Here is a 22364-nt window from a genome sequence, read left to right as displayed (position 1 = left end):
CCTTCACTAAAGGAAGTCAACATGAGTTTCGACATCGCCCTGTCCGGTATCCAGTCCATCAACCAACAGTTGAACAGCACCAGTAACAATATCGCCAATGCCGGCACCTACGGTTTCAAGAGCAGCCGCGCCAACTTTTCGGCCATGTACGCCGGTTCGCGCGCCACGGGCACGGAAGTGGGCTCGATCACGCAAAGCATGTCGCTCAATGGCGGCGTGCTGAACACGGGCCGCGCGCTCGACGCGGCCATCGATGGCCGCGGCTACTTCGTCACGCGCGATGCGCAAAACACCATGACCTACAGCCGCGTCGGCATCTTTTCGGCCAGCAATGAAGGCAAGCTGATCGATTCGAACGGCCGCCTGGTGCAGGGTTATGCCGCCGTCAAGGGCAGCACCACCCTGGGCACCATGGGCGACATGAACATTCCGACGGGCCAGATTCCCGCCGTGGCGTCGACCAAGCTGGCGTATGCCGCCAACATGTCGTCCGAATGGACCATCAAGACCCCGGCTTTCGACAAGACCAATGAATTGAGCTACAACAGCGCCAAGTCCTCGATCGTCTACGATTCGCTGGGCGCCAAGCACTCGGTGGGCCAGTACTTCGTCAAGACGGCAACGGGCGTGGACGTGCACTACACCCTCGACAACGCCGATCTGGGGACGGTGACGAGCATGACCTTCAATACCTCCGGCAAGCTGAACCTGACCGCGCCGGTCAACCTGGCGCTGGGCACGCCGACAGGCGCCGCGCCGCTGTCGATCGCCATCGACTACACGGGCACCACCCAGTTCGCCGGCGAAGCGACCACCTCGACCGACCGTGCCGACGGCTATGCCTCGGGCACCTACACGGGCGTGGAACTGGCCGATGACGGCTCCGTCGTGGCGAAATACACGAACGGCCAGAAGCAAAGCATCGGCGTGATCGCCCTGGCCACCTTCCCCGACGAAGGCGCATTGACGGCCGTCAACGATACCAGCTGGGTCGCCTCGACCACGTCCGGCACCGCCATGTATGACCGTCCGGGCGTCGGCATGGCCGGCAAACTGACGACGAGCTCGCTGGAACAGTCGAACGTCGACATCACCTCCGAACTGGTGGGCCTGATGACGTCGCAGCGTAACTACCAGGCGAACTCGAAGGTCATCTCGACCGAGAACGCCATGCTGCAATCGCTGATGCAAGCGCTGTAATCCACGATACGCAAAGGTAAAGAGCAATGGATGCGCTGATTTATACCGCCATGAGCGGGGCCGACCGTGCCCTGCGGGCACAGCAGGTACACGCCAACAACCTGGCCAACATCGAGACGGGCGGCTTTCGCGCCAACCTGGAAGTGTCCACTGCCCAGCCGTTGCAAAACGGCTATGGCTACGACGACCGCCACATGACGCAGACGCAGTCGAGCGCCGTCGGCACGCGCACGGGCGCCATCAAGGAAACGGGACGCGAACTCGACGTGGCCGTCACGGGCCCCGGCTTTCTTGCGGTGCAGTGGCAAAACGGCGAAGCCTACACGCGCGCCGGCGCCATGGATCTCGATGAAACGGGCGCGCTGACCATCAATGGCCGGCCCGTGCTGGGCGAAGGCGGCCCGATCACGATTCCCGAGCACACCAGCCTGTCGATCGGCAGCGATGGCACGATTTCCATCCAGGTGCCGGGCACCGCGCAAATGCAGACGGTCGACAAGCTCAAGCTGGTCAACGCCGAAGCGGGCGAGCTGACCAAGAACGAGGCGGGCCTGATCGTGGCGCGCAGCGGCGAAGACTTGCAGGCCGATCCGGCGGTACGCATCCGCGACCGCCACCTGGAAGGCAGCAACGTCTCGGCCGTCGAGGAAATGGTCGCCACCATGAGCCTGAACCGCAGTTTCGAGATGCAGATGAAAGTATTCAAGGCCAGCGATTCCATGACGGAATCGGGCAACCGCCTGCTGGGCGCCTGAGCCCCACGCCAATCTATTACTAGGAGCAACACATGAATCCAGCAATGTGGATCAGCAAGACCGGCGTGCAGGCACAAGATGCCAAACTGCAAGCCATCGCGAATAACCTGGCCAACGTCAACACCGTCGGTTTCAAGCGCGACCGCGTCGTCTTCGAAGACCTGTTTTACCAGGTCGAGCAGCAGCCGGGCACGCAGCGCGCCGACAACACCCTCTCGCCTTCGGGCGTACAGCTGGGTAACGGCACGCACATGGTCGGCACGCAAAAGGTGTTTACCACCGGCAGCCTGCAAACGACGAGCCGCGAATTCGACGTCGCCATCACCGGCAACGGCTTCCTGCAGGTGCTGCGCCCGAACGGCGAAGCGGCCTACACGCGCGCCGGCCAGCTGGGCATCAATGAAAACGGCGTGATGGTCAACGCCCAGGGCCTGCCCCTGGTGCCGCAGATCACCGTGCCGAACAACGCCACGGCCATCACCATCGGCGAAAACGGCATGGTCACGGCCACCGTGCCGGGCAATGTCAACGGCACCCAGCTGGGCCAGCTGAACCTCTCCAGCTTCGTCAACCCGACGGGCCTGCTGGCACTCGGTGAAAACCTGTTCCAGGAAACGGCATCGAGCGGCACGCCGACGGAAGGCCGTCCCGGCGAAGGCGCCCTGGGCAAGCTGAAGCAGTTCGCGCTGGAAGGCTCGAACGTGCAGGTGGTCGAAGAGATGGTCGACATGATCGCTGCCCAGCGCACCTATGAAATGAACACCAAGGTGCTGTCGGCCGCCGACAATATGCTGCAATACCTGGCGCAAGCGGCACGCTGATGACAGTCGCCATGAAAGCCACGGCAGCCATGCTGCTGGTATTGATGGCCGGTTGCGCCAGCCAGCCGGCCGCGCCGGTGGCACCGAGCTTTTCCGACACGCCGCTACCCGTGGCGCCGCGCAGCGCTGCGCGCGGCGGCGTGGCCGGCGGCGTGTTCAATCCCGACGCAAGCCTGGACCTGATCTCGGACAGCCGCGCCTTCCGCGTCGGCGACGTCGTCACGGTGGCGCTGCAGGAAACCACGCAGGCCAGCAAGAAGGCGGGCACCTCGTTCAACAAGGGCTCGTCCGTCGGCGTGAAGGCGGCCAATATCCTCGGCAAGACCCTCCCCAAGACGGGCGTCGACCTGTCGGCCGACCGCAACTTCGCCGGCGACTCGACCAGCACGCAGCAAAATGCGCTGTCCGGCGCCATCACCGTGATCGTGCAGGAAGTCCTGCCGAACGGCTTGCTGCGCGTACAGGGCGAGAAAACCCTGACCCTGAACCAGGGCGAGGAATTCGTGCGCCTGCGCGGCTACCTGCGCGCGGCCGACATCGATTCCAGCAACCAGGTCTCGTCCTTGCGCATTGCCAATGCACAGATCGCCTATTCCGGCCAGGGCACCCTGGCCGAAGCCAATACACCAGGCTGGCTGACGCGCTTCTTCGTCGGCCCATGGATGCCGTTTTAAGGTGACCTCATGAAATTTCGTTCCGCCCTGCCCCTGGCAGCCATGCTGGCCGCGCTCTCCGGCTTTGCCCTGCCCGCCAGCGCCGCGCAAGTGCTGCGCAACCTGGTCAGTATCGAGGGCGTGCGCGACAACCCGCTGGTCGGCTACGGCCTCGTCGTGGGCCTGAACGGCAGCGGCGACACCACCCAGGTGAAGTTTTCCAGCCAGTCCGTGGTCAACATGCTCAAGCAGTTCGGCGTGAAGATGCCGGACGGCGCCGAAGCGAAAAGCAAGAACGTCGCCACCGTCATGGTCAGCGCCGTGTTTCCACCAGGATACCGCCGTGGCCAGGCCATCGACGTCACCGTGTCGTCGCTGGGTGATGCGAAAAGCTTGCGCGGCGGCACCCTGCTGCTGACGCAATTGCGCGCGGCCGACAATGAAACGTATGCGCTGGCGCAAGGCAACGTCGTCGTCGGCGGCCTGAACGCCACCGGCAAGAGCGGCTCGTCCGTCACCGTCAACACGCCCACCTCGGGCCGCATTCCCAACGGCGCCAACATCGAGCGCGAGATTCTCAGCGATTTCTCGACCAAGCCGACCGTCACCCTGAACTTGCGCCACCCGCATTTCGAGACGGCCATCAATATCGTCGAAGCCGTCAACCGCCGCTTTGGCGCCGTCGCCACCACGCGCGACGCCACCAGCGTGGAAGTGCTGGCGCCGGAAAACCCGACCCAGCGCGTGGCCTTCATGGCCAAGCTGGAAGCCTTGAGCGTCGACGTCGGCGTCGATACGCCGAAAGTGGTCTTCAATTCGCGCACGGGCACCGTCGTCATCGCCGAAGGCTTGCGCGTGAAGGCGGCCGCCGTCACGCACGGCTCGCTCAAGGTCGTCATTTCCGAAAGCTCGGCCGTCAGCCAGCCGGCGCCGTTCGGCCGCGGCCAGACCACCGTCACGCCGCAATCGAAGGTGTCCGTCGACCAGGGCAACGGCAATATGTTCAAATGGCCGGCCGGCGCCAAGCTGCAATCGATCATCGACGTGGTCAACAGCCTGGGCGCTTCGCCCGATGACATCATGGCAATTTTACAAGCCCTCGACCAGGCTGGCGCCATCGAAGGCGAACTGGTGGTCATATGATGAATATCAACGACAGCAGCAGCGCCCTGCCCTCGGCGCTCGACGACCGCTCCCCTGCGGCCGCCACGCCGGCCGACCCGCGCTATGCGGCCAAAGCCACCGAGGCGGCCGTCAAGTTCGAAGCATTCTTCATCTCGCACATGCTGCGCCAGATGCGTTCGGGCACGCGCGAGATGGCGGGCGAAGACAGCGTCTTCAAGGACCCCATCAACAGCGACATGCTGGAAATGGCCGACAACCTGGTGGCCGACAAGATGGCCGGCCAGCGCGCCTTCGGCATCGCCGACGCCATCCTGCGCCAGCTGCTGCCTGCGGCCGGCGCCCCCGTGGCCGCCAAAAGCACTGTCAATACCGACAATATTGCGGCACCGCTTAATAAATCCGTCTGAAGCGTCGCCTGTACAAGGTAACAACGATTCAATGCTTGCCCACCCGCACGCGCCACACTCTTCACGAAAGAAACTTGCCCAATGAGCATCATCAGCAATGCATTGTCAGGCAGCATCGCCGCCCAGGCCGCACTCAATGCGGCCAGCCAGAACATCGCCAACCTGCAAACGGCGGGCTACACGCGCCAGGGTGTGTTGCTGTCATCGCTGGGCGCCACCGCCGGCGTACGCTCGGCCGGCAATGGCGTGGAAGTGTCCGCCTTGCTGCGCTTTGCCGATGCATATAAAAGCCAGCAAATGTGGCGCGCCGCGTCCGACCAGGGCGCCCGTTCGCAGACCCAGCCTTACCTGACCCAGCTCGAGCGCGTGATGGGCGACGATGCTTCCAGCATCAGCAACGGCATCGACGGCTTTTTCGCCGCCCTCAACGCCTCGGCCGTCGACCCGACGTCGACGCCGCTGCGCCAGCAGATCATCACCTCCGCCGACTCCATGGCGCAGCGCTTCAACAGCATCAGCACCGTGATGGGCAACCAGTTGCTGTCGTTGCAACAGCAACGGGCAGCGATCGTGCCGCAAGCCAATACCACCCTGGCCAATATCGCCGCGCTGAACCAGCGCATCAGCACTGCCACGGCCTCGGGCACGAACGTGTCCTCGCTGATGGATGCGCGCGACCAGCTGATCGACGGCCTGGCCTCGCAAATGGGCATCGACGTCCTCGACCAGCCGGACGGCTCGCGCAATATCGCGCTGAAATCGGGCCAGCCGCTGGTCATCGGCAGCCTGGCCGGCACCTTGACCAGCAGCATGACGAACACGGGCGACCAGGTCCTGAGCCTCGATTTCGCCAAGTCGTCGTACAACCTCGATCTGGTCGCCATCGGCGGCCAGATGGGTGGCCTGGGCGAATTCGAGAAAAATACCCTGAAACCGCTGCAGCAATCGCTGCAAGACATGGCCACCCAGCTGACCAGCAAGGTCAACGCGCAACTGGCCCTGGGCAAGACCATGGCTGGCACATCCGGCGGTCCCCTGCTGGCCTACGCGAATGGCAAGCTGAGCATTACCCCCGGCTTCAACGCCAAGGACCTGGCCCTGTCGTTGACAGGTGCGGCCGGCGACAGCGGCAATTTGCAGGAATTGATCAATATCAAGAATCAACCGATCAGCGTCAGCTGGGTGGGTTCGGTCCTGATGAGCGATGCGGACACGCAGCTCGTCGGCAAGCTGGCCATCTACAGCCAGCAGAACCAGGCCCTGCTGAAGACTTCCAACACGGTGCGCGCGCAAGCCATCGACGACTGGAAGTCCACCAGCGGCGTGAACAAGGACGAGGAAGCGATGAACCTCGTCGAATTCCAGAATATGTACCAGGCAAACATGAAAGTCATTTCCGTGGCGAATACCTTGTTTGATGCCACTTTGCAAATGATGGGTTAAGGAGAAGATCATGCGTGTCGCCAGCAGCCAGTACCAATCACTGATTAATATTTCTCTTCAGCAAAATCAAGAGCGCATCAATTACCTGACCCAGCAGATGGCCTCGGGCTTGCGCATCCAGCTGCCATCGGACGATCCGATCGGCAACGTGCGCATTTCGCGCCTGACGCGCGAGCAAGCCATGGTCACGCAATACCAGGACAATATCGCCACGGTGAAAGTGCGCCTGCTGAAAAACGAAAACTATCTGACCAGCATGGTCACCGACATGGGCCAGGCGCGCGACCTGCTGGTGTGGGCCGCCGACGGCGGCAATGCGCCGGATGACCTGAATGCGATGACGCAATCGCTGATCGCCATGCGCGACAGCGTGCTGTACACGGCCAACCTGAAGGACCAGGAAGGCCGCTACATGTTTTCCGGCACGGATACCGACAAGCCGGCCATCGCGTTCAATCCCGCTGCGGCCCCCGGCTCGCGCTACACGTACAACGGCAACACCGCCACGCAGACCGTGGTGGTGGGCAATGGCGTGACGCAGGCGGCCAACGTCGACGTGGACAAGCTGGAAGTGTGGCTGAACAAGATCGACCAGGCCATCGATACGCTGGGCAAGCCAGGCGTCAGCCCGAACGACCCGGCCGTACGCAGCGTGGTGGGCGCGGCGCTCGATGGCACCGATGACGGCATGGATTTACTCTCTGGCAAGATCGCCATCTTTGGCGGCGCGCAAAACATCCTGACCACGCTCTCCGGCAACCTGGCCAACGTCTCGTTGTCGAATGACATGGCCTTGTCCGACTTGAAGAAGACCGACATGGGCGCGGCCGCCATCGAGCTGAACGGCTACCAGACGGCCCTGCAGGCAACATACAAGGCGTACGCCAAGGTTGGCACCCTTTCCCTGTTTGATCTTCTCTGACCATCATGCAAATCGTTCAGACTTCCTCCTCGTCCGGCGTCAATGCCAAAGGCGCCGGCACAGCCCGCGTCGTCGATGACGCGTCCGCCGCGGTCAAAAGCGGCGCCAGCGCGCGCAGCGAGGCGCCGGCGGCGAGGAGTTCGACGGCGAGCCTGCAGCGTGGCCTGAGCAACTGGGACCACCAGCTGCAGGGAGAAATTTCTAACGCGCAACAAACCCTCGACTACCTGGACCGCAGCAGCAGCCAGTTGCAAGCGCTGAAGAGCGAACTGGCGGCCAAGCTGGCCGCGCGCCAGGGCCGCGAAGGACAAGTCGAGGCCAGGGTACGCCAGTTCAGCAATACCTGGCGCCAGCGCGCCAGCGCCTCGGGCGGCACGCTCGACGCACAGCTCAGCTATACGAGCCCGCAGGCGGCGCAACAGAACTTCAGCATCCGCGGCCTGACCATGGCCAGCCTGCAGGAAGGCCCGCAGGAAGTGCTGGCCTTTTCCGTCGGCGGCGCGAACCAGGCCTTGCGCTCGGTCAACATCGAACCTGGCTTGAGCCAGAGCGAAATCGTTTCCCGCTTCGACCGCGCACTGATGCCGTCCGGCATCGGCGTCAAGCTGGGCGAGAACGGCGAACTGGTGTTCAGCACCTCGGAAGCGGCCTGGGCCAACGTGCGCGACAGCCTGTCCGTGCGCGGCAGCGGCATCCGCTACCCGACCGGCCAGATGAGCCGCGTGCGCACGGATGCGGAACCGGCCGCCATCGCCCCGGAAGAATGGAATACCGGCGACACGGAAGCCCTGCGCGCCACCTTGCAGCAAGTAGTGCAGGCGCTGGCGCAGTTGCAGGCGGCGCGCAGCTCCGTCAGCCTGGCCCTGGCGCAAGCCACGGGACGGGTGGCCCGCGCGCAACCGGTACAAGTGCACGTCAGCATGGATACCTTGGCGGAAAACTTCATGGAAAAAGCCCGCCAGCCCGGCTATGAATCGCTGCTGGCGATCAGCTCCGCGCTGGTCGGTATCAGCCGCGAACGCGTCGTCGCGCTGCTGGGCCTGGATTAGAAGCGCCGGCCCGCGGCCAGCATTGCACTCAGCTGCTCCACAGGCACCGCGCCTGAAAATACATAACCCTGCGCATAATCGCAACCGGCGGCCCGCAGCAACTCACGCTGCGCGGCCGTTTCCACGCCTTCCGCCACCACTTTCAGGCCCAGCCCCTGCGCCAGGCTGATGATGGCCGCGCAGACGGCCAGCGCCGCGCCTCCCGCCCCCAGTTCCCGCACCAGCGAAGGGTCGAGCTTGAGTACCTCGAGATCGCCCCGCTTCAGGCAAGCCAGCGAAGTGTTGCCGGCGCCAAAGTCGTCGAGCGCCAGCGCCAGGCCCATGGCGCGGAACTGGCGCAGACGGTCGGCCACCGGGCGCGTCTCGTCGAGCAGCACGGCTTCCGGTGCCTCGATGACGATGGCGCCCGGCGCCAGGCCCGCCCGCGCCAGCGCATTGCCCCAGTCCTGGTAGAGCGCGGCATCGCAGCGAAATTCCACGGCCGACTTGTTGATACAGATCTGAAACACGGCGCCATGCGCTGCTTGCCACTGCCGCGCCTGGCTTACGACCTGGCGGAAGACCCACTCGCCGATATCAATGATCAGGCCGTTGGCCTCGGCGAAGGCGATGAAATCGGCGGGCAGCAGCAAGCCGCGCAGCGGATGGCGCCAGCGCAGCAGCGCCTCTGCCCGCTCGATGCTGCCATCGCACAGGCGGATGATGGGCTGGTAATGCACTTCGAACTGGTCCTGCGCCAGCGCCAGGCGCATCTCGCGCACCGTCGCGCGGCGCAGGTCGGCCGCCTGCTGCAAGGCCGGCGTGAAGTAGCTGTAGCCGTTGCGCCCCGCGCTCTTGGCCGCATACATGGCCTGGTCGGCATGCCGCAGCAAGCTGTCCGTTGCCTCCCCGTCGGCCGGATACAGCGCCACGCCCACGCTGGCCGACACGTGCGCCGTGTCGCCGTCGAGCACGAAAGGCAGGGCCAGCGCCGTCGTCAGCTCCTGCAGCACGCGCTCGATGCCGCCCAGCTGCCGCACGCCGGCCAGGATGACGGCAAATTCGTCGCCGCCCAGGCGCGCGACCGTATCGCTGGCGCGCACGCGCTCGCAGATGCGCAGCGCCGCCTGGCGCAGCAGCATGTCGCCCTTCTCCTGGCCCAGGCGGTCATTCACCAGCTTGAAATAGTCGAGGTCGATGAACAGCAAGGCCAGGCAACCGCCTTCGCGGCTGGCGTGGCGCACCTCGTGCTGCAAGCGGTCGAGCAACAGGTGGCGGTTCGGCAAGCCCGTCAAGGGGTCGAAATTGGCTTGCCGCCAGAGGCGCTCGGACGCCGTGCGCTGCAGCGTGATATCGCTGACCAGCGCCAGCGCCCCCAGGTAGGCGCCGCCGGAGTCGAAGATGGGATTGGTGACCAGGGTGGCCCACAAGGTGCTGCCGTCACGCCGCAGGAACTTGAATTCGTGGCGCTCGACGATGCCATCCTGACGCCGCGCAATGTTACGCTCCAGGATGGCGCGCCCCTCGTCATCCATGAAGGCGGCCAGCGGCTGGCCCAGCATATCCTCGATCTGGCAACCGAGCATCTGCGCCATCTTCGGATTGACAAAGCTGGTCAGCGCCTGCGCATCGATTTCCCAGATACCCTCCTCGGCGCTGTGCACGATGCGCCGGAAACGCTCTTCGCTGCGTTCCAGCGCGGCCAGCTTGCCTTCGGCCTGCTCCAGCACCAGGCGCAGCGCCTGGCCGTTCGGATCGGCGCTGCCCAGCAGGCTGACGGGCAAGCCGGCTTCGCGCGCGCCGGGACGCAGCCGCACCTGCAGCTGGATACGTTCGGGCTCGCTGCTATTGAGCACGCGCTGCACGAATTGCTCGAAATCGTGGCGGAACGCCTCGTGCACATACGAACGGAACAGCACGTGGCCAAGGCGCTCGCGCACCAGGCCGAACAATTCGGCCGCCACCAGGTTGACTTGCACGATCACGCCATCGAGACCGAGCACGAAATAGGCGACGGGCGCCAGCAGGTATAAATCGTTGAAATAGGCTTGCTCGCGCTCGGCCTTCACCCGTTCAGGGCTGAAGACGCCATCGTCAAGCAAGGGAGTGGCCGGCCACGGCACGGGGTCCTGGCCATGCAGGGAGGAATCAGGAGCTGAGACCGCATGCGGTGTATTGTCCATGGCTATCCTTTGCACCACCGCCCAGGCGATCAGGCGGATGCTGTCCCGAGACTAGCATGCGCAAGGCTCAGTGTCGAGCGATGCATGGCGGCAGCCGGCCCGGCGGCAGCCAGGACGGCTAGGCGCGCGGCGACGCTGGGCGCGAGCGGGCGTGCGTGAGCGCGTGCATGCCTGTACGCAAGGCAAGCAGGCAGGCATCGCCGAATAGCGCCGCGCCGCCGTTGATGCGCCGGCGCAATATCCGGGCCGCCATCCGGTAGCGGCCGGAGCGATACAGCTGCTTGATCAGCCCGCGCGCGGTTGGCGCATGCATTATGGCATCGTCGCACTTGCGCAGGTAATCTGTCAGTTCCGTGTCGTCCAGCACTTCGCCAAAGTTGAAAAAACCATGGAAACCGAACGTGGGACCGGCCGGCATGATGCCTTCGAAGGCAAAGCTGGAGGCCAGGCCCGCATCGGCGAACCGCACGCCGAACTCCTCGCGCAGCCGGTCGCCATGCAATTCGCAGATCGCATAATCTTCCGGGTGGGGTTGCGTGATGGCCAGCTGCGGCAAGATGTCATACAGGCGCCGCGAACGCAGCGAGAAGCCGCCATTGCCGACGGCTACCGGGCGATGCGACCACGGTGCGCCGATATAATCGCAGTCGAGGAAAGCGCTCTGCCATTGACGCGCATCAACGATGAAACTGTCCCACTGCATGACGAGCGCGTGCGTGCCGCTGAAATGGGCGCCCAGCTCATGCACCATGAATGCCGAATACGCTTCCACGCTCTCGATGGGGGCGATCAGCACCTGGCGTATATGCGGGGGCAAGTCATGCAGGCGGGAAGTGAACAGCAGGCATTCCTTGAAATCGGCGCCGGCAAGGCAGCGCTCGATGGCAAAACTGGCCAGCTCGGGATAACGCGTTTCCACGCACACCAGGCTGATGTCGCGGAGGTCCAGCTTGTCTTTGTGCATTACAGGCTTTTCATCGAATGTAGGCGGAAGGCATGCCAGGCGCGGGCATGGCATATTTTGCAACGTCCGCATGATACAGCGCAAACGGGAGCGGGACAAGGGGCATGGAACATGGCCGCCCGGCCCCGGCGGCGCGCGAACGGCTCAGCGGCCCATGCCGCGCCGGCGCAAGCCGAAATCATGCCCCACCACCAGCAAGGTGCTGGCCACCAGACTCGATAGCCCCACGATCAGCTGGATCAACTTATCGTCAGGCAAGATCCACAGCGACCCATCCGGCGTCTCGCAACCCGTGGCCGCGCTGATCAGGGGAGAGACCCAGGCCGCGTCCGGCGTCACGTCGAGCACGACGGCGCCGTCGGCGCTCGTCTGCATATAGATATCGCCCCCTTCGGCCAGGGTAAAGCAGATGCCCACGCCCGTTTCCGTGGCGCGGATATTGTCCTGCATGCTGCGGTTATGTTCTTCGATCCACACTTCCACGTCGTACGGCGTTTCCAGGTGCTCCCACGGACGGGGGCGGAAACGGGGACGCTCGTCCGCGCCGGCGGGGGTATCGGCGGGGGTATCGGGGATGTTGCTGTCTGCTGCGCCTTGCATGCTCGTTGACCTTTTCTGCGGTGATGCGGCGGGACCGGTTGCCTGCCAGCCGCCATTATCCACCGTTCGCGGCACGCACGGTATTCCCACAGCGAATCTATCAGAAAAACTGACAGCTATCGACTTCAAACATCAGCACACCTGACTTAAAATATGCGCCATCTCTTCTTTACAGGCTTTACATGCAAGGCATCAAACGCAAAATCGTCTACGTCACCGCCTTTGAAATCATCGGCATGGCCATTTCCACGGCCTGGCTGACCCTGCTTTCGGGCGAGTCGCCCACCAGCACGGGGCCGCTGGCGATCATGATCACCACCATCGCCGTGATCTGGAACCTGCTCTACAACACGGCCTTCGAATACTGGGAAATCCGCCAGGTGTCGCGCACGCGCACCGTCTGGCGCCGCATCCTGCACGCGATCGGCTTCCAGATCACCCTGGTCATCTACCTGATCCCGCTGATCGCCTGGTGGCTCGATATCAGCCTGTGGCAAGCGTTCGTGCTGGACTTCGCGCTGATGCTGATCATCCCGTGCTACAGCTTCATTTTCAATTACTTCTTCGACGGCCTGTTCGGCGTGCCCCTGTCGGCGCAGCAGCCGAAGGAAGAAGCCACTGACGTTCAAGCTGCTTCGCTGAGCAACTGAAGAAAGGACCGCGCCGCCATGCCCAGCGGCCGGTCCTTCATCCACACCAGGTGGATGGGCACGACCAGGCCATTGCCCGTATTCTTGAACGCCACGCAACGCACCCGCCCCGCCGCCAGAGAATGCTGGATGGCCGAGGCGGCAAAGTTGCCCCATCCCAAGCCCGCTTCCACCATGGCCAGCGCCATCGGCAAGCTGTCCGTGCGCCAATAGGACAGCCCCACCACGGGGCGCGCATCGGCCAGGTCGAGTTCGCGGCTGGCGACGATGATCTGGCGCAAATTCACCAATTCCTCGATATACAAGGGCTGGCCCGCCGCGCTGGGCGGATGCTGCGTGGAAATAATCGCCAGCAAGGCATCGCTGCCCACCAGCTGGAACTGTTCTTCGTGATTGATGCGCCCGCCTGCGAAAGCCATGCAGGCGCTGATGCGGCCCCGGTGCAGCATGTCGAGCACATCGTCCTGCGGCGCCGTCAGCACTTCGATGTCGAGCAGCGGATGGCGCTGCGACAGCGCGCGCACGGCGGCCAGGAAAGGCGCATGGTCAAGCTCGGCCGCGATGCCCAGCGAAATGCGGCTTTCCAGCCCCTGCGACAATTCCTGCACGTGCAGGTGCAACTGTTTCAACTGCTCGGCGATCAGGCGCGCGTGGGGAAGCAGGGCCAGCGCGGCCGGCGTGGGCACGGCTTCGCGCGCGCCCCGGTCGAACAGGGTGATGCCCAGTTCCGCCTCGATGTTGGCCATCGCCATGCTGACGGCCGACGGCGCCCGGCGCAAGGCGCGCGCGGCGGCCGAGAACGAGCCGCCGTCGACGACGGCCAGGAACAGTTCGATGTTATGGCTGGAGAGTTTCATGGGAAGCTGGAAACGGGCGGCGCTTTTCCGCCGCTGGCGATAGAATGAAAGAAATGTCAACAGCAGGAGGAGCCATGACTCGTCCACTTCCCTACCGCCGCGGCGGCTATGTCTCGGAATTCACGCGCTTCATCGACGCCTATCTGCGCGAGCATCCCGAGGCGCAAACGAGCCAGCGCTTGGGCTGGCGCATTTACTGGGAACGCCCCGTGAATTTCGACGCATGGCGGCGCGCCGGCAACGACAGCGTGCCGGAACCGCCGTATCACTATGACTAGCGTGACTAGCGCTCAGTGCTAACGCTTAACCCTTCCAGGTGCGCTGCAGGCCCGTATCCGCATGGATCCAGCCGCCACGGGGGCCAGAGCGGTAATAGAAGCCCACGCCGCCCTGCTTGAAGCTGCGCACGAGCGAACCGAGCACTTCCGCGTTCAAATTCGCCACGCGGATGTCGGCGGCGCGGCCCGAGATGTGCAGCGACTGGCGCGCGGCCGGCACGCCCGCTTCGCGCAGGCGGCTGTTCGACTCGGCCGTGCGGTAGCCCGACAAGATTTCCAGCGGCTGCTCGATGCCGTAGCGGGCCACGAACGCCTGCGTGCCCCACAGGGTTTCCAGCAGTTTCGGGTCGATGGGCGCCGTCTTCTTGCCGTTCACGTCGCGCAGCAAGTGGCACAGTTCCTGGTAGGCGGAATCGATGACTTCGCCATCTTTCCAGTACAGCAACCTGGCTTTTTCATTGCTGGCCGGACGCACCACTTCCAGGGTGCGGGGCTTGAGCCAGAATTCCAGGTCCAGCGCCTGCGCGTCGAAGATGTCGGGAGGCGGTTCCATCTCGGTGATGGCCGCGCGCTGCTGCGAGGTGATCGAGCGGTCGATGCTGGCCAGTTGCGTCGGCTGGGGCGGTACGCCCGTACGCGGCGCGCGCGGCTTGGCGCTGGCCGAAGCGGAGGCGGGAGCGGCCGTGCGCGAGGCGCAGCCGATGAGAGGAGTGGCAACCAGGCCCAACGCGGCCAGGCCCATACCGTGGTGTAGAAAATTTCTGCGCGATGCCATAGTCAGTCCAATATAACGATGGGAATACTATAGCGTATTGTGCTGCGAAGAAAAACCCTCATTTTCTATCGTCTCTGCCTGTTTCTCACGTATTTTCCGCTGAGCTGGCTTAAGCGGGAAACCGCTCACGCGGCGGCGCCGGCGGCCTCGTCCTGCTTTGCCTGCGCCAGCGCCGTCAATGGCTTGTCGAGCAGATAACCCTGGGCCACGATGGGCAAGCCCGTGATGGCGGCGATGCGCTGCAGCGCAGCCAGCGCGGCCGGCGTGTCGAGGCGCTTGAAGACGACGCGGATTTTCGCTGCATGGCACAGGGTGACGAAGCTGGCGACGGCCTGCTCGTCGCTGAGGTTGCCCGCATCGAGCTTGAACGCATGCGGGTGCAAGCGCTCCAGCATGCCCGTGGCTTCATGCACGCTGGCCACGTTGATGGCCAGGCGGAAACCGTTACGGCGATAATTGTCGGCCACATAGTTGAGCAGCCAACCCTGGTTCGGCGTGACCGTCGGCAATTGCAGCACGATGCGCTCGATGGGCAAGCCCAGCGCGTCGAGGATGCGCTGGAAGGCGTGGCCGTGATTGCTGCTGACGGCGCTCAACAGGCGGTCATGCACGTTCAGGTACAGGTCGGCCTGCTCCGCTTCCGCCTGCCGGAAAAAATTAATGGCGTGCAACATGCGGCACAGTCGGTCCAGTTCCACGGATTCATCGTCGCTGGCCGCATGGTCGAGCAAACGCCACAGCGACAAACCCTCGTCCGCCTTCGACACGCTGCGCGCCAGGCCCTCGAACGCCACCAGCTTGCCGCTTTCAAGTTCGCGCAGCGGCTGGAAGGCGCTGGTCATGGTGCAATTGAAAAAGCGCCCCAGCGCCCTCCCCTCCCCGTCGAGCCAGACGCTGGTGCCGGCCTGGGTTTGGTGCGACAGGCGGGCCAGGTAGTTTTTCAGGACGGGAAATGGCATACGTGCTCCTTCATCGGGCTGCGCCGGCTGCCCTCATGGGGAAGGCGGCGCCAAAGTGTGCAGAGTAAGGCAGCGCCAACCAAAGGAGAACGAATGGTTTCGCCATTTGATATGCGCCCAGCATATATGGCCGCAACGGCGGACAGCGCATAACGATAGTCGGAAACATTCCTTCCCGCCCCTGCCGCCCGCCTTTACTGTGGGCGTGTACCGATACCATCAGGAAGGGCCGCCATGTGCCAGTTACTCGCAATGAACAGCAGCAAGCCGGCCGCGCTGGGATTTTCCTTTGCCGGCTTTGCCGAACGGGGCGGACGCACGGACGAGCACCGCGACGGCTGGGGCATCGCCTATCATTCCAGTAGCGGCTGCACCTTGCTGACGGATCACCTGGCGGCCATCGATTCGCCGCTGGCGGCCCGGGTGCAGCAGCATCCCGTGAAAGCGAAAAACATCGTCGCGCACATCCGCAAGGCCACGCAAGGCCGCATCGCGCCGGAAAACACGCACCCGTTCGCCCGCGACCTGTGGGGCAAGACCTGGTCCTTCGCCCACAATGGCGACTTGAAAACGTGGCGCGCACCCGCCAATGCGCACTACCACGCCAGCGGCGACACGGACAGCGAACAGGCGTTCTGCCACTTGCTGGCCCGCTTGCGCACGCAGTTTCCCCTGGGCGAACCCGCGCGCGCCCACTTGCGCGCCGCCATCGGCGAAGTGGCGCGCGAGATTGCCGCGCACGGCACCTTCAATTTCATCCTGTCGGACGGCGAACTGCTGTTTGCCCACTGTTCCACGCATTTGCACTATGTGATACGCGAATACCCGTTTTCCGTGGCGCAACTGATCGACTGCGAGCGCAGCATCGACTTTCGCCAGCATAATCACCTGGACGACCGCATCGCCGTCATCGCCACGCATCCATTGACGCAAAACGAGGATTGGCTGGCGTTCGCCCCCGGCGAACTGAAACTGTTTGCCGGCGGCACCTTGCTGCCGGCAAACGATAGCGCGCAACAAGGCGTGTATATCCAGATCAGTTACTGAAGGGAAATATTCAAAGAGAGGAAATGGCCCGCCGCCGGATGGGCGGGCTGAGGTGCAAGACCGGCGTCAGGCCGAATTGCAGTTGCAAAAGCGCTTGCGCTTGGGGTCGCCGCTGGCGATGCCTGCGGGGTCAATCTGTTTCCAGCAAAAAATCGTTTCCACGCCATACGGCGAGCGGACATTGCCCGCCTCGACATACCCCTGCTTGACGAAAAAGGCCTGGCTGCTGGCCGTGCTGTGCAGTTGCAAAGCCTTGATGCCCCACTCGCGCGCCTGCGCTTCCAGCTGCTCCACCAGCGCCTTGCCGGCGCCGCGGCCTTGCGCCTCGGGCAGCAGGTAGCACAGGGCCAGCTTGCCGGCGCGCGTCAGCAAGCCGACGCCGACGACGGCGCCAGCTTCGACTGCGACCAGCGAAAAATTGGTGGGCGACGCGAACCAGCACGCCACCATCTGCGGTGTTTTATTACCCAGCCAGGCTTCCAGGATGGCCGGATCGTCCCGATGATCGAGGCTGCAGCATTCGACGATGGAGCGTCGTAATACGTTGCACGCCTCGAAAGCGTCGGTCGATGTTGCAATACGAATTTCAAGACTCATGTACGCTCACAAAATATTCCAGTTGCCGATGCAGGCGGTTTTACCCCTGTATCGTGCGATTCGACTATACACCAAGCGGCGCTTTCGGGTTTTTTGCCGCACGCCACGGACCGGTTTTGCCTATGGCGCCATGCGTGCAGACTAAGTGCTGATGCGCATCTTGCCCACGAATGTTTCCAGAAATCGATATATGTTTTTTAGCGCAAACGGGAATCGAATCTAAGAGCCTATCCCGCAGGGAGCGTCTTCTGCTGGCAGCGCATCAGGAGCGCGGACAAGGCGTGAGGAGGACGCGTGGCGAGCCACGCGACGACGATCAACGCAGTCCCCGCTTCTGAGGGGCGCCAGCAGGGGATGTATTCATCTGCTGGGATAGGCTCTAAGCATATTACGAAAAATTCGTTTCTTTTCCGGCCGGAATTTTAGACTATGTCTATCTATTCTCACAACAAGAGTTCAAAATGACCCATTCCAACGCCGTATCGACTGCCGCAGCAACGCTCACCCAACGCTCGCGCCGCTGGTTCCTGGCCAGCGCCCTGGCCGCTTCCGCTGCCGCCATGAGCCTGCCGATGGCCGCCAGCGCCGCCGAACCGGTGGTCTTGCTGAACGCGTCCTACGACGTGATGCGCGAACTGTTCAAGGACGTGAATCCCGCATTTATTGCAGATTGGAAAGCCAAAACGGGCGAAACCATCACCATCAAGCAATCGCACGGCGGCTCCAGCAAGCAGGCGCGCTCCGTCGCCGATGGCCTGGAAGCGTCCGTCGTGACCATGAACCAGGCCAATGACATCGACATTCTCGTCGACCGCGGCCTGGTGGTGGCCGACTGGGCCAAGAAATTCCCGAACAATGCGGCGCCGTTCTACTCGACCATGGTGTACCTGGTGCGCAAAGGCAACCCGAAACACATCAAGGATTGGGACGACCTGGCCAAGCCCGGCATCAAGGTCATCGTGCCGAACCCGAAAACCTCGGGCAATGGCCGCTACACCTACCTGGCGGCGTGGGGCTATGCCGTGAAAAAAGGCGGCAGCGAAGCGCAGGCGCGCGAGCTCGTTACCAAGCTGTTCAAGAACGTGCCCGTGCTCGACGGCGGCGGCCGCGGCGCCACCACCACCTTCACGCAGCGCGAAATCGGCGACGTGCTGGTGACGTTTGAAAACGAAGTGCAACTGGTGCGCGCCGAATTCGGCGACAACTTCGAAGTCGTGTATCCAAGCATCTCCATCCTGGCCGAGTCGCCGGTGGCCGTCGTCGACAAGGTCGTCGACCGTCGCGGCATCCGCAAGGAAGCCACGGCCTACCTGCAATACCTGTACTCGGAACCGGGCCAGGAACTGGTCGCCAAGCACTATCTGCGCCCCCGTTCGGCGGCAGTGGCGAAGAAATACGCAGCCAGCTTCAAGCCGATCACCCTGTTCACCATCGATGACGTCTTTGGCGGCTGGAAACAAGCGCAAAAGAAACATTTTGACGATGGCGGCGAGTTCGACAAGATTTATCAGAAGTAAGCTTGCGCTACATCAATAAAAAAACCGGGACGAGTCCCGGTTTTTTTTATTGGCAGCGCCGCGTCACTGTTTTTTCAGCAGCAGCTTGAATTGCGGCAGCCAGCGCCCGTCCACCAGCATCTCGCTGGCCGCCTCATAGGCATCGCCCAACGGCGTCCAGCGCACGCGGTACGTCAGCGCCTTGCCGCTGGCGCCCACGTATTGCGTGGCAGGAAAGTCGAGGCCGCCGTCCGCCGGCAACATCGTGCCGCGGCTGTAGCCGCCGCTGTTTTCCACATACAGAAAGGCCACCTTGCCTTCGGCGGCATCGTGGTAATACGTGGTTTCGCCCACGTAATCGGGCTTGCCGGGGCTGCGCACCGTGTGCACGTCGCGCAGCATCCGGCCGCCATACAACCACTGGAAACAGTGCTCATCCGTCTGCTTACCACCAGGAAACTCTCCCTTCCAGCAATGCCCGGCCAGGAAAGCCATCGGTTGCAGGGCAGCGGCCGGTTGCGCCAGCGCGGCAGAGGTGGGCAACAGCAGGGGCAATAACAGGAACGACAGCAAGCATGGACGCATGGCAAACCTCCGCGTGGATAGACGGACGAGTATAGGCGAATAATATGCTTGCGGCGGCATCCGCGCACCATTTCCGCATATCGATATGCGCATCGATTCGTGGTCAAAAGCGCGCGCGCGCCGTACTCTGGCCATGTCGCGCCGCACGGCGTATTACGGGTACAAAGGAAATATCATGGCTATCTCGGAAGTAAATGTACGCAACCAGTTTCGCGGCAAGATCAAGGAAATCATCTTTGGCCCCGTGGTGTCGGAAGTGGACGTGGAAACGCCGCACGGCATCGTCACGTCGGTGATCACCTCGCGCTCGATCAAGGACCTGGACCTGAAAGTGGGCAGCGAAGTCATCGCGCTGGTGAAATCGACGGAGGTGTCGATCGCCAAGATCCAGTAAGCATCGCCTGTCCATGCGCCGCGCCCTTGCCATCTGGCAACGGCGCGTGCATCAGGGCTTGATATACACATAGCCTTCCTGCGCCTGCAGGCGGCTCAGTTCGGCCACGCCCGACGGCACGATGACGGCTTCGGGCAGCACGCGCTGGCGGTCGATATTGCGTCCTTGCAAGGTGTTATTGCAGACGCGAAAGCTCACTCCCCGCTTGACCAGCTCGCGCACCACCACGTCATACGGAGTGCCCTGCTTGTCGATGGCGCCGTCGAGCAGGAAGTCGATGCCGGGACCGTGGGCGACCAGCACGATGGTGGCTTGGGGGCTGGCATCGAGGTGGTTGCGGATATTCCTCAGCGCAGCCGTGGCATTGCTGGCGTCATTGACGTGATACACGACCTTTTCCTCCTTCTGCGCCCCCTGGGCGGCAGTACAGGAGAGCAAGGAAAGAAGGATGGCGGCGAACCAGCGGCGTAGAATTGTCATGAAAAGTCCATATGGTGGCAGATTAAAAACATTGCCATCATATCAATCCCTGAACAAATAGGTAAACGTGCGGCTGACGGGCAGCTTTTCCGCGCTGCCGCGCAGCAGCACCTGCATGCGCTCGGCGTCGATGCGTTCGGCCGCCTCGATGGCTTTCACGTTGACCATGGTGCCGCGGTGGATTTGCCAGAACTGCGCGGGATCCAGCCCGCCCAGCAAATCCTTCAGCGGCGTGCGCACCAGCGCTTCCGAGCCGGCCAGCACCACGCGCGTGTACTTGGTGTCGGCCTGGAAGAACAGCACGTCGTCGATGTCGATCAGGCGGATCTGCTTGCCCACGCTGGCCTTGATCCATTTCAGTTTTTCGCGCGGCGGCGCCGGCAGCGCCGCGCGCAGCGACTGCAGCAGATGAGCCATGTCGGCCGGCTGGGCGCCCAGCTTGTCGCGCAGCCGGGCCAGCGCGCGCTGCAAGCGCTCGGCCTGCACGGGTTTCAACAGATAATCGACGGCGCCCGCGTCGAAGGCGTCGACGGCATACTGGTCATACGCGGTGACAAATACCACGTGCGCCCGCGTGCCGATACGCTCGGCCACTTCCAGGCCAGACAGGCCCGGCATGCGGATGTCGAGGAAGACCACGTCCGGCTCATGCTCGAGGAAACCGTCCCAGGCATCGTTGCCGTTTTCCGCCACCAGCACGATGCGCGCCTCGGGCCAGGCCAGCGCCAGCATCGTTTGCAGGCGTTCGCGCATCAGGGGTTCGTCTTCGGCGATCAGGATGGTGGCATTCATGCGGCGGTTTCCTTCAAATCCATCGGCAACACGATTTCGGCGAGCACGCCCGCTTCCTCGCCATTTTGCACGTGCACGCAGGCAGCGGCCGCGGCCAGCTGCAGCCGGCGGCGCACATTCTCCAGGCCCAGGCCGCCTCCGGGCGCACTCGCGGCGCCCAGGCCCACGCCGCTATCCTGCACGCGCAAGCGCATGGCGCCGTCCCCGTCCAGTACGGCCGAGACGACGATCTCGCCGCCCCGCAGCGAGGGCTCGATGCCATGCTTGATGGCGTTTTCCACCAGGGTCAGCAAGATCATGCTGGGCACTTGTATCTGCGCCAGGCCGGGCGGCAAGTCGAGGCGGAAAGACAGGCGCGCGCCCATGCGTACCTGCATCACTTGCAGATAGGCTTGCACCACGTCGAATTCCGTTTGCAGGGGCACCTGGTCGGCGCGCATCTCGGCCAGGCTGGCGCGCAGGAAGGCGATCAGGTTGGCCGTCAGCGCGGCCGCCTGCGCCGCCCCGTGGGCGCCCTGCTCGGCCAGCTGCTGCACGGCGCCCAGGGTATTGAACAGGAAATGCGGTTCGATTTGCGCGCGCAGCAGGCGCAGCTGCGATTCGCTCAGTTCGCGCGCCAGGCGGTCGCGCTCGGCATCCTGCTGCAGCTGCAGGGCCAGCGCCTCGTACTGGCGGTTGCGCCAGAGCACGACGATAGTCATCGGCACCATATACACCAGCCCGGCCGTCAGCGCGGCCCAGCCGCCCACGCGCGCGCCCCGCTCGAGCGCCACGCCGATGGAAGCATGGCCTTCCAGCATGGCGCGCAGCACGCCGATCGCCACACCGGCCAGGGCCGGCACCAGCAGCAGCAACAGTACCTTGAGCTTGCGCTGCGCCAGCTTGCGGTAATTGAACCAGACCCCCAGCACGCCCCAGGCCATCGCCAGGCCCAGGACATTGCTGAATACCACAGCCTTGGCCCAGCCGACCTTGTCGGGCAGCAGCAAATGCAGCACGACGCCGATGCAGCTGAACAGCAGCATCAGCCTGGCCGCCGCCAGGTAAAAGCCGGCGCCCCGGTACTTGAGCATGAAGGCGTGGAATTGCTGACGCTCGATCGGCGTCAGGGTGATGAGCCGCAACGCCACCCAGCGCCGCCAGCCAGGCGGCAACTGGGCCGCCGTGTCCGGATGCGCAAGCACCCTGAGGGTTTCATCGTCGTAACAGCGATACCATCCGGCAAATTTTTCCCACATGCTGCGTTCTCCTTGTCGTATCAATCAGGCATGAACGCAGTCTACGGCGCCCCTGTTGCAGGGCATAGCGCGGGGCGACGAAGCACGAAGCGGCAGGCATCAACGACGAAGCGCG

General features: G+C 63.6%; 25 protein-coding genes. 14 read left to right on the top strand and 11 right to left on the bottom strand.

Translation table 11 applies throughout. The features are described from left to right. The first annotated feature begins 21 nt into the window (after nucleotides 1-21). The 9 genes from O3300_RS00200 (at nucleotide 22) to O3300_RS00160 (ending at nucleotide 8375) form a co-directional block, all read left to right on the top strand. Entirely contained in the window at nucleotides 22-1200 is a 1179-nt protein-coding gene (locus O3300_RS00200) for a flagellar hook protein FlgE (RefSeq protein WP_099664391.1), read from the top strand. A gap of 26 nt (nucleotides 1201-1226) precedes the next feature. Next, nucleotides 1227-1955 carry a flagellar basal body rod protein FlgF gene (locus O3300_RS00195; RefSeq protein WP_099664392.1) on the top strand — a complete coding sequence of 243 codons (729 nt, stop codon included), beginning with the start codon at nucleotides 1227-1229 and terminating at the stop codon, nucleotides 1953-1955. 32 nt (nucleotides 1956-1987) lie between these two features. Beyond that, entirely contained in the window at nucleotides 1988-2776 is a 789-nt protein-coding gene (gene flgG, locus O3300_RS00190) for a flagellar basal-body rod protein FlgG (protein WP_171985002.1), read from the top strand. Nucleotides 2777-2787: 11 nt separating this feature from the next. Beyond that, nucleotides 2788-3450 carry a flagellar basal body L-ring protein FlgH gene (gene flgH, locus O3300_RS00185; protein ID WP_180278556.1) on the top strand — a complete coding sequence of 221 codons (663 nt, stop codon included), beginning with the start codon at nucleotides 2788-2790 and terminating at the stop codon, nucleotides 3448-3450. Between the two features lie 9 nt (nucleotides 3451-3459). Beyond that, nucleotides 3460-4572, top strand: a complete 1113-nt coding sequence (locus O3300_RS00180) for a flagellar basal body P-ring protein FlgI (protein ID WP_070219890.1) — start codon at nucleotides 3460-3462, stop codon at nucleotides 4570-4572. After that, nucleotides 4569-4961: a flagellar biosynthesis protein FlgJ gene (locus O3300_RS00175; RefSeq protein ID WP_369812162.1), complete on the top strand. Its 393-nt coding sequence runs from the start codon at nucleotides 4569-4571 to the stop codon at nucleotides 4959-4961. The genes O3300_RS00180 and O3300_RS00175 overlap by 4 nt, the downstream gene beginning before the upstream one ends. An 81-nt stretch (nucleotides 4962-5042) precedes the next feature. Next, complete coding sequence (gene flgK, locus O3300_RS00170; RefSeq protein ID WP_099664394.1) at nucleotides 5043-6404, top strand: flagellar hook-associated protein FlgK; 1362 nt, start codon at nucleotides 5043-5045, stop codon at nucleotides 6402-6404. A gap of 10 nt (nucleotides 6405-6414) precedes the next feature. Continuing rightward, nucleotides 6415-7326 carry a flagellar hook-associated protein FlgL gene (gene flgL, locus O3300_RS00165; protein ID WP_099664395.1) on the top strand — a complete coding sequence of 304 codons (912 nt, stop codon included), beginning with the start codon at nucleotides 6415-6417 and terminating at the stop codon, nucleotides 7324-7326. A gap of 5 nt (nucleotides 7327-7331) precedes the next feature. Further along, nucleotides 7332-8375 carry a hypothetical protein gene (locus tag O3300_RS00160; protein ID WP_251349175.1) on the top strand — a complete coding sequence of 348 codons (1044 nt, stop codon included), beginning with the start codon at nucleotides 7332-7334 and terminating at the stop codon, nucleotides 8373-8375. On the opposite strand, the gene O3300_RS00155 is transcribed toward O3300_RS00160, so the two are convergent. From O3300_RS00155 to O3300_RS00145, 3 genes are all read right to left on the bottom strand, one after another. Further along, nucleotides 8372-10537, bottom strand: a complete 2166-nt coding sequence (locus O3300_RS00155; RefSeq protein WP_305051617.1) for a bifunctional diguanylate cyclase/phosphodiesterase — start codon at nucleotides 10535-10537, stop codon at nucleotides 8372-8374. The two genes, O3300_RS00160 and O3300_RS00155, sit on opposite strands and share 4 nt — an antisense overlap. Before the next feature lie 118 nt (nucleotides 10538-10655). Next, nucleotides 10656-11501, bottom strand: a complete 846-nt coding sequence (locus O3300_RS00150) for a DUF5672 family protein (protein ID WP_251349177.1) — start codon at nucleotides 11499-11501, stop codon at nucleotides 10656-10658. A gap of 144 nt (nucleotides 11502-11645) precedes the next feature. Continuing rightward, complete coding sequence (locus O3300_RS00145; protein WP_099664398.1) at nucleotides 11646-12101, bottom strand: hypothetical protein; 456 nt, start codon at nucleotides 12099-12101, stop codon at nucleotides 11646-11648. Nucleotides 12102-12283: 182 nt separating this feature from the next. On the opposite strand from O3300_RS00145, the gene O3300_RS00140 reads away from it, so the two are divergent. Continuing rightward, the gene (locus tag O3300_RS00140; RefSeq protein WP_099664399.1) at nucleotides 12284-12751 is read left to right on the top strand and encodes a PACE efflux transporter; all 468 of its coding nucleotides are present in this window, start codon (nucleotides 12284-12286) and stop codon (nucleotides 12749-12751) included. Here the strand turns inward: O3300_RS00140 and O3300_RS00135 are convergent. Continuing rightward, nucleotides 12727-13608: a LysR family transcriptional regulator gene (locus tag O3300_RS00135; protein WP_305051616.1), complete on the bottom strand. Its 882-nt coding sequence runs from the start codon at nucleotides 13606-13608 to the stop codon at nucleotides 12727-12729. The genes O3300_RS00140 and O3300_RS00135 overlap by 25 nt on opposite strands. 74 nt (nucleotides 13609-13682) lie before the next feature. Between O3300_RS00135 and O3300_RS00130 the strand changes: the two genes are divergently transcribed. Further along, nucleotides 13683-13886 carry a DUF3460 family protein gene (locus O3300_RS00130; protein WP_305051615.1) on the top strand — a complete coding sequence of 68 codons (204 nt, stop codon included), beginning with the start codon at nucleotides 13683-13685 and terminating at the stop codon, nucleotides 13884-13886. Between the two features lie 25 nt (nucleotides 13887-13911). Here O3300_RS00130 and O3300_RS00125 read toward each other — a convergent pair whose 3' ends face one another. Continuing rightward, entirely contained in the window at nucleotides 13912-14661 is a 750-nt protein-coding gene (locus O3300_RS00125; RefSeq protein ID WP_369812161.1) for a YcbK family protein, read from the bottom strand. A 125-nt stretch (nucleotides 14662-14786) separates the two neighbouring features. After that, on the bottom strand, nucleotides 14787-15620 hold the full coding sequence (locus O3300_RS00120; RefSeq protein WP_305051614.1) for an EAL domain-containing protein: 834 nt from the start codon (nucleotides 15618-15620) through the stop codon (nucleotides 14787-14789). Between the two features lie 234 nt (nucleotides 15621-15854). On the opposite strand from O3300_RS00120, the gene O3300_RS00115 reads away from it, so the two are divergent. Continuing rightward, the gene (locus O3300_RS00115) at nucleotides 15855-16667 is read left to right on the top strand and encodes a class II glutamine amidotransferase (RefSeq protein ID WP_285817023.1); all 813 of its coding nucleotides are present in this window, start codon (nucleotides 15855-15857) and stop codon (nucleotides 16665-16667) included. Between the two features lie 66 nt (nucleotides 16668-16733). On the opposite strand, the gene O3300_RS00110 is transcribed toward O3300_RS00115, so the two are convergent. Further along, the gene (locus tag O3300_RS00110) at nucleotides 16734-17264 is read right to left on the bottom strand and encodes a GNAT family N-acetyltransferase (protein ID WP_099402317.1); all 531 of its coding nucleotides are present in this window, start codon (nucleotides 17262-17264) and stop codon (nucleotides 16734-16736) included. Nucleotides 17265-17725: 461 nt separating this feature from the next. On the opposite strand from O3300_RS00110, the gene O3300_RS00105 reads away from it, so the two are divergent. Next, nucleotides 17726-18781 carry a sulfate ABC transporter substrate-binding protein gene (locus tag O3300_RS00105; RefSeq protein WP_099664405.1) on the top strand — a complete coding sequence of 352 codons (1056 nt, stop codon included), beginning with the start codon at nucleotides 17726-17728 and terminating at the stop codon, nucleotides 18779-18781. A gap of 63 nt (nucleotides 18782-18844) precedes the next feature. Here the strand turns inward: O3300_RS00105 and O3300_RS00100 are convergent, their stop codons facing one another. After that, the gene (locus tag O3300_RS00100) at nucleotides 18845-19345 is read right to left on the bottom strand and encodes a hypothetical protein (RefSeq protein WP_305051613.1); all 501 of its coding nucleotides are present in this window, start codon (nucleotides 19343-19345) and stop codon (nucleotides 18845-18847) included. A gap of 175 nt (nucleotides 19346-19520) precedes the next feature. Between O3300_RS00100 and O3300_RS00095 the strand changes: the two genes are divergently transcribed. Continuing rightward, the gene (locus O3300_RS00095) at nucleotides 19521-19739 is read left to right on the top strand and encodes a molybdopterin-binding protein (RefSeq protein WP_034757699.1); all 219 of its coding nucleotides are present in this window, start codon (nucleotides 19521-19523) and stop codon (nucleotides 19737-19739) included. A gap of 51 nt (nucleotides 19740-19790) precedes the next feature. On the opposite strand, the gene O3300_RS00090 is transcribed toward O3300_RS00095, so the two are convergent. The 3 genes from O3300_RS00090 to O3300_RS00080 are packed head-to-tail and all read right to left on the bottom strand — an operon-like array spanning nucleotide 19791 to nucleotide 22249. Then, a complete protein-coding gene (locus tag O3300_RS00090; RefSeq protein WP_099664407.1) occupies nucleotides 19791-20219 on the bottom strand; it encodes a DsrE family protein in 429 nt (142 codons plus the stop codon). A 42-nt stretch (nucleotides 20220-20261) separates the two neighbouring features. After that, entirely contained in the window at nucleotides 20262-21011 is a 750-nt protein-coding gene (locus O3300_RS00085) for a LytTR family DNA-binding domain-containing protein (protein WP_099664408.1), read from the bottom strand. Further along, nucleotides 21008-22249, bottom strand: coding sequence for a sensor histidine kinase (locus O3300_RS00080; protein ID WP_305051612.1), 1242 nt, complete (start codon nucleotides 22247-22249; stop codon nucleotides 21008-21010). Before O3300_RS00080 ends, O3300_RS00085 begins: the two co-directional genes overlap by 4 nt. Nucleotides 22250-22364 lie beyond the last annotated feature (115 nt).

This window comes from Janthinobacterium sp. SUN206, assembly GCF_030587305.1.
Lineage (GTDB): Bacteria > Pseudomonadota > Gammaproteobacteria > Burkholderiales > Burkholderiaceae_D > Janthinobacterium > Janthinobacterium kumbetense.
Note: the sequence above shows the minus strand (reverse complement) of the source record. Positions and strands in the feature narration are given on the sequence as shown.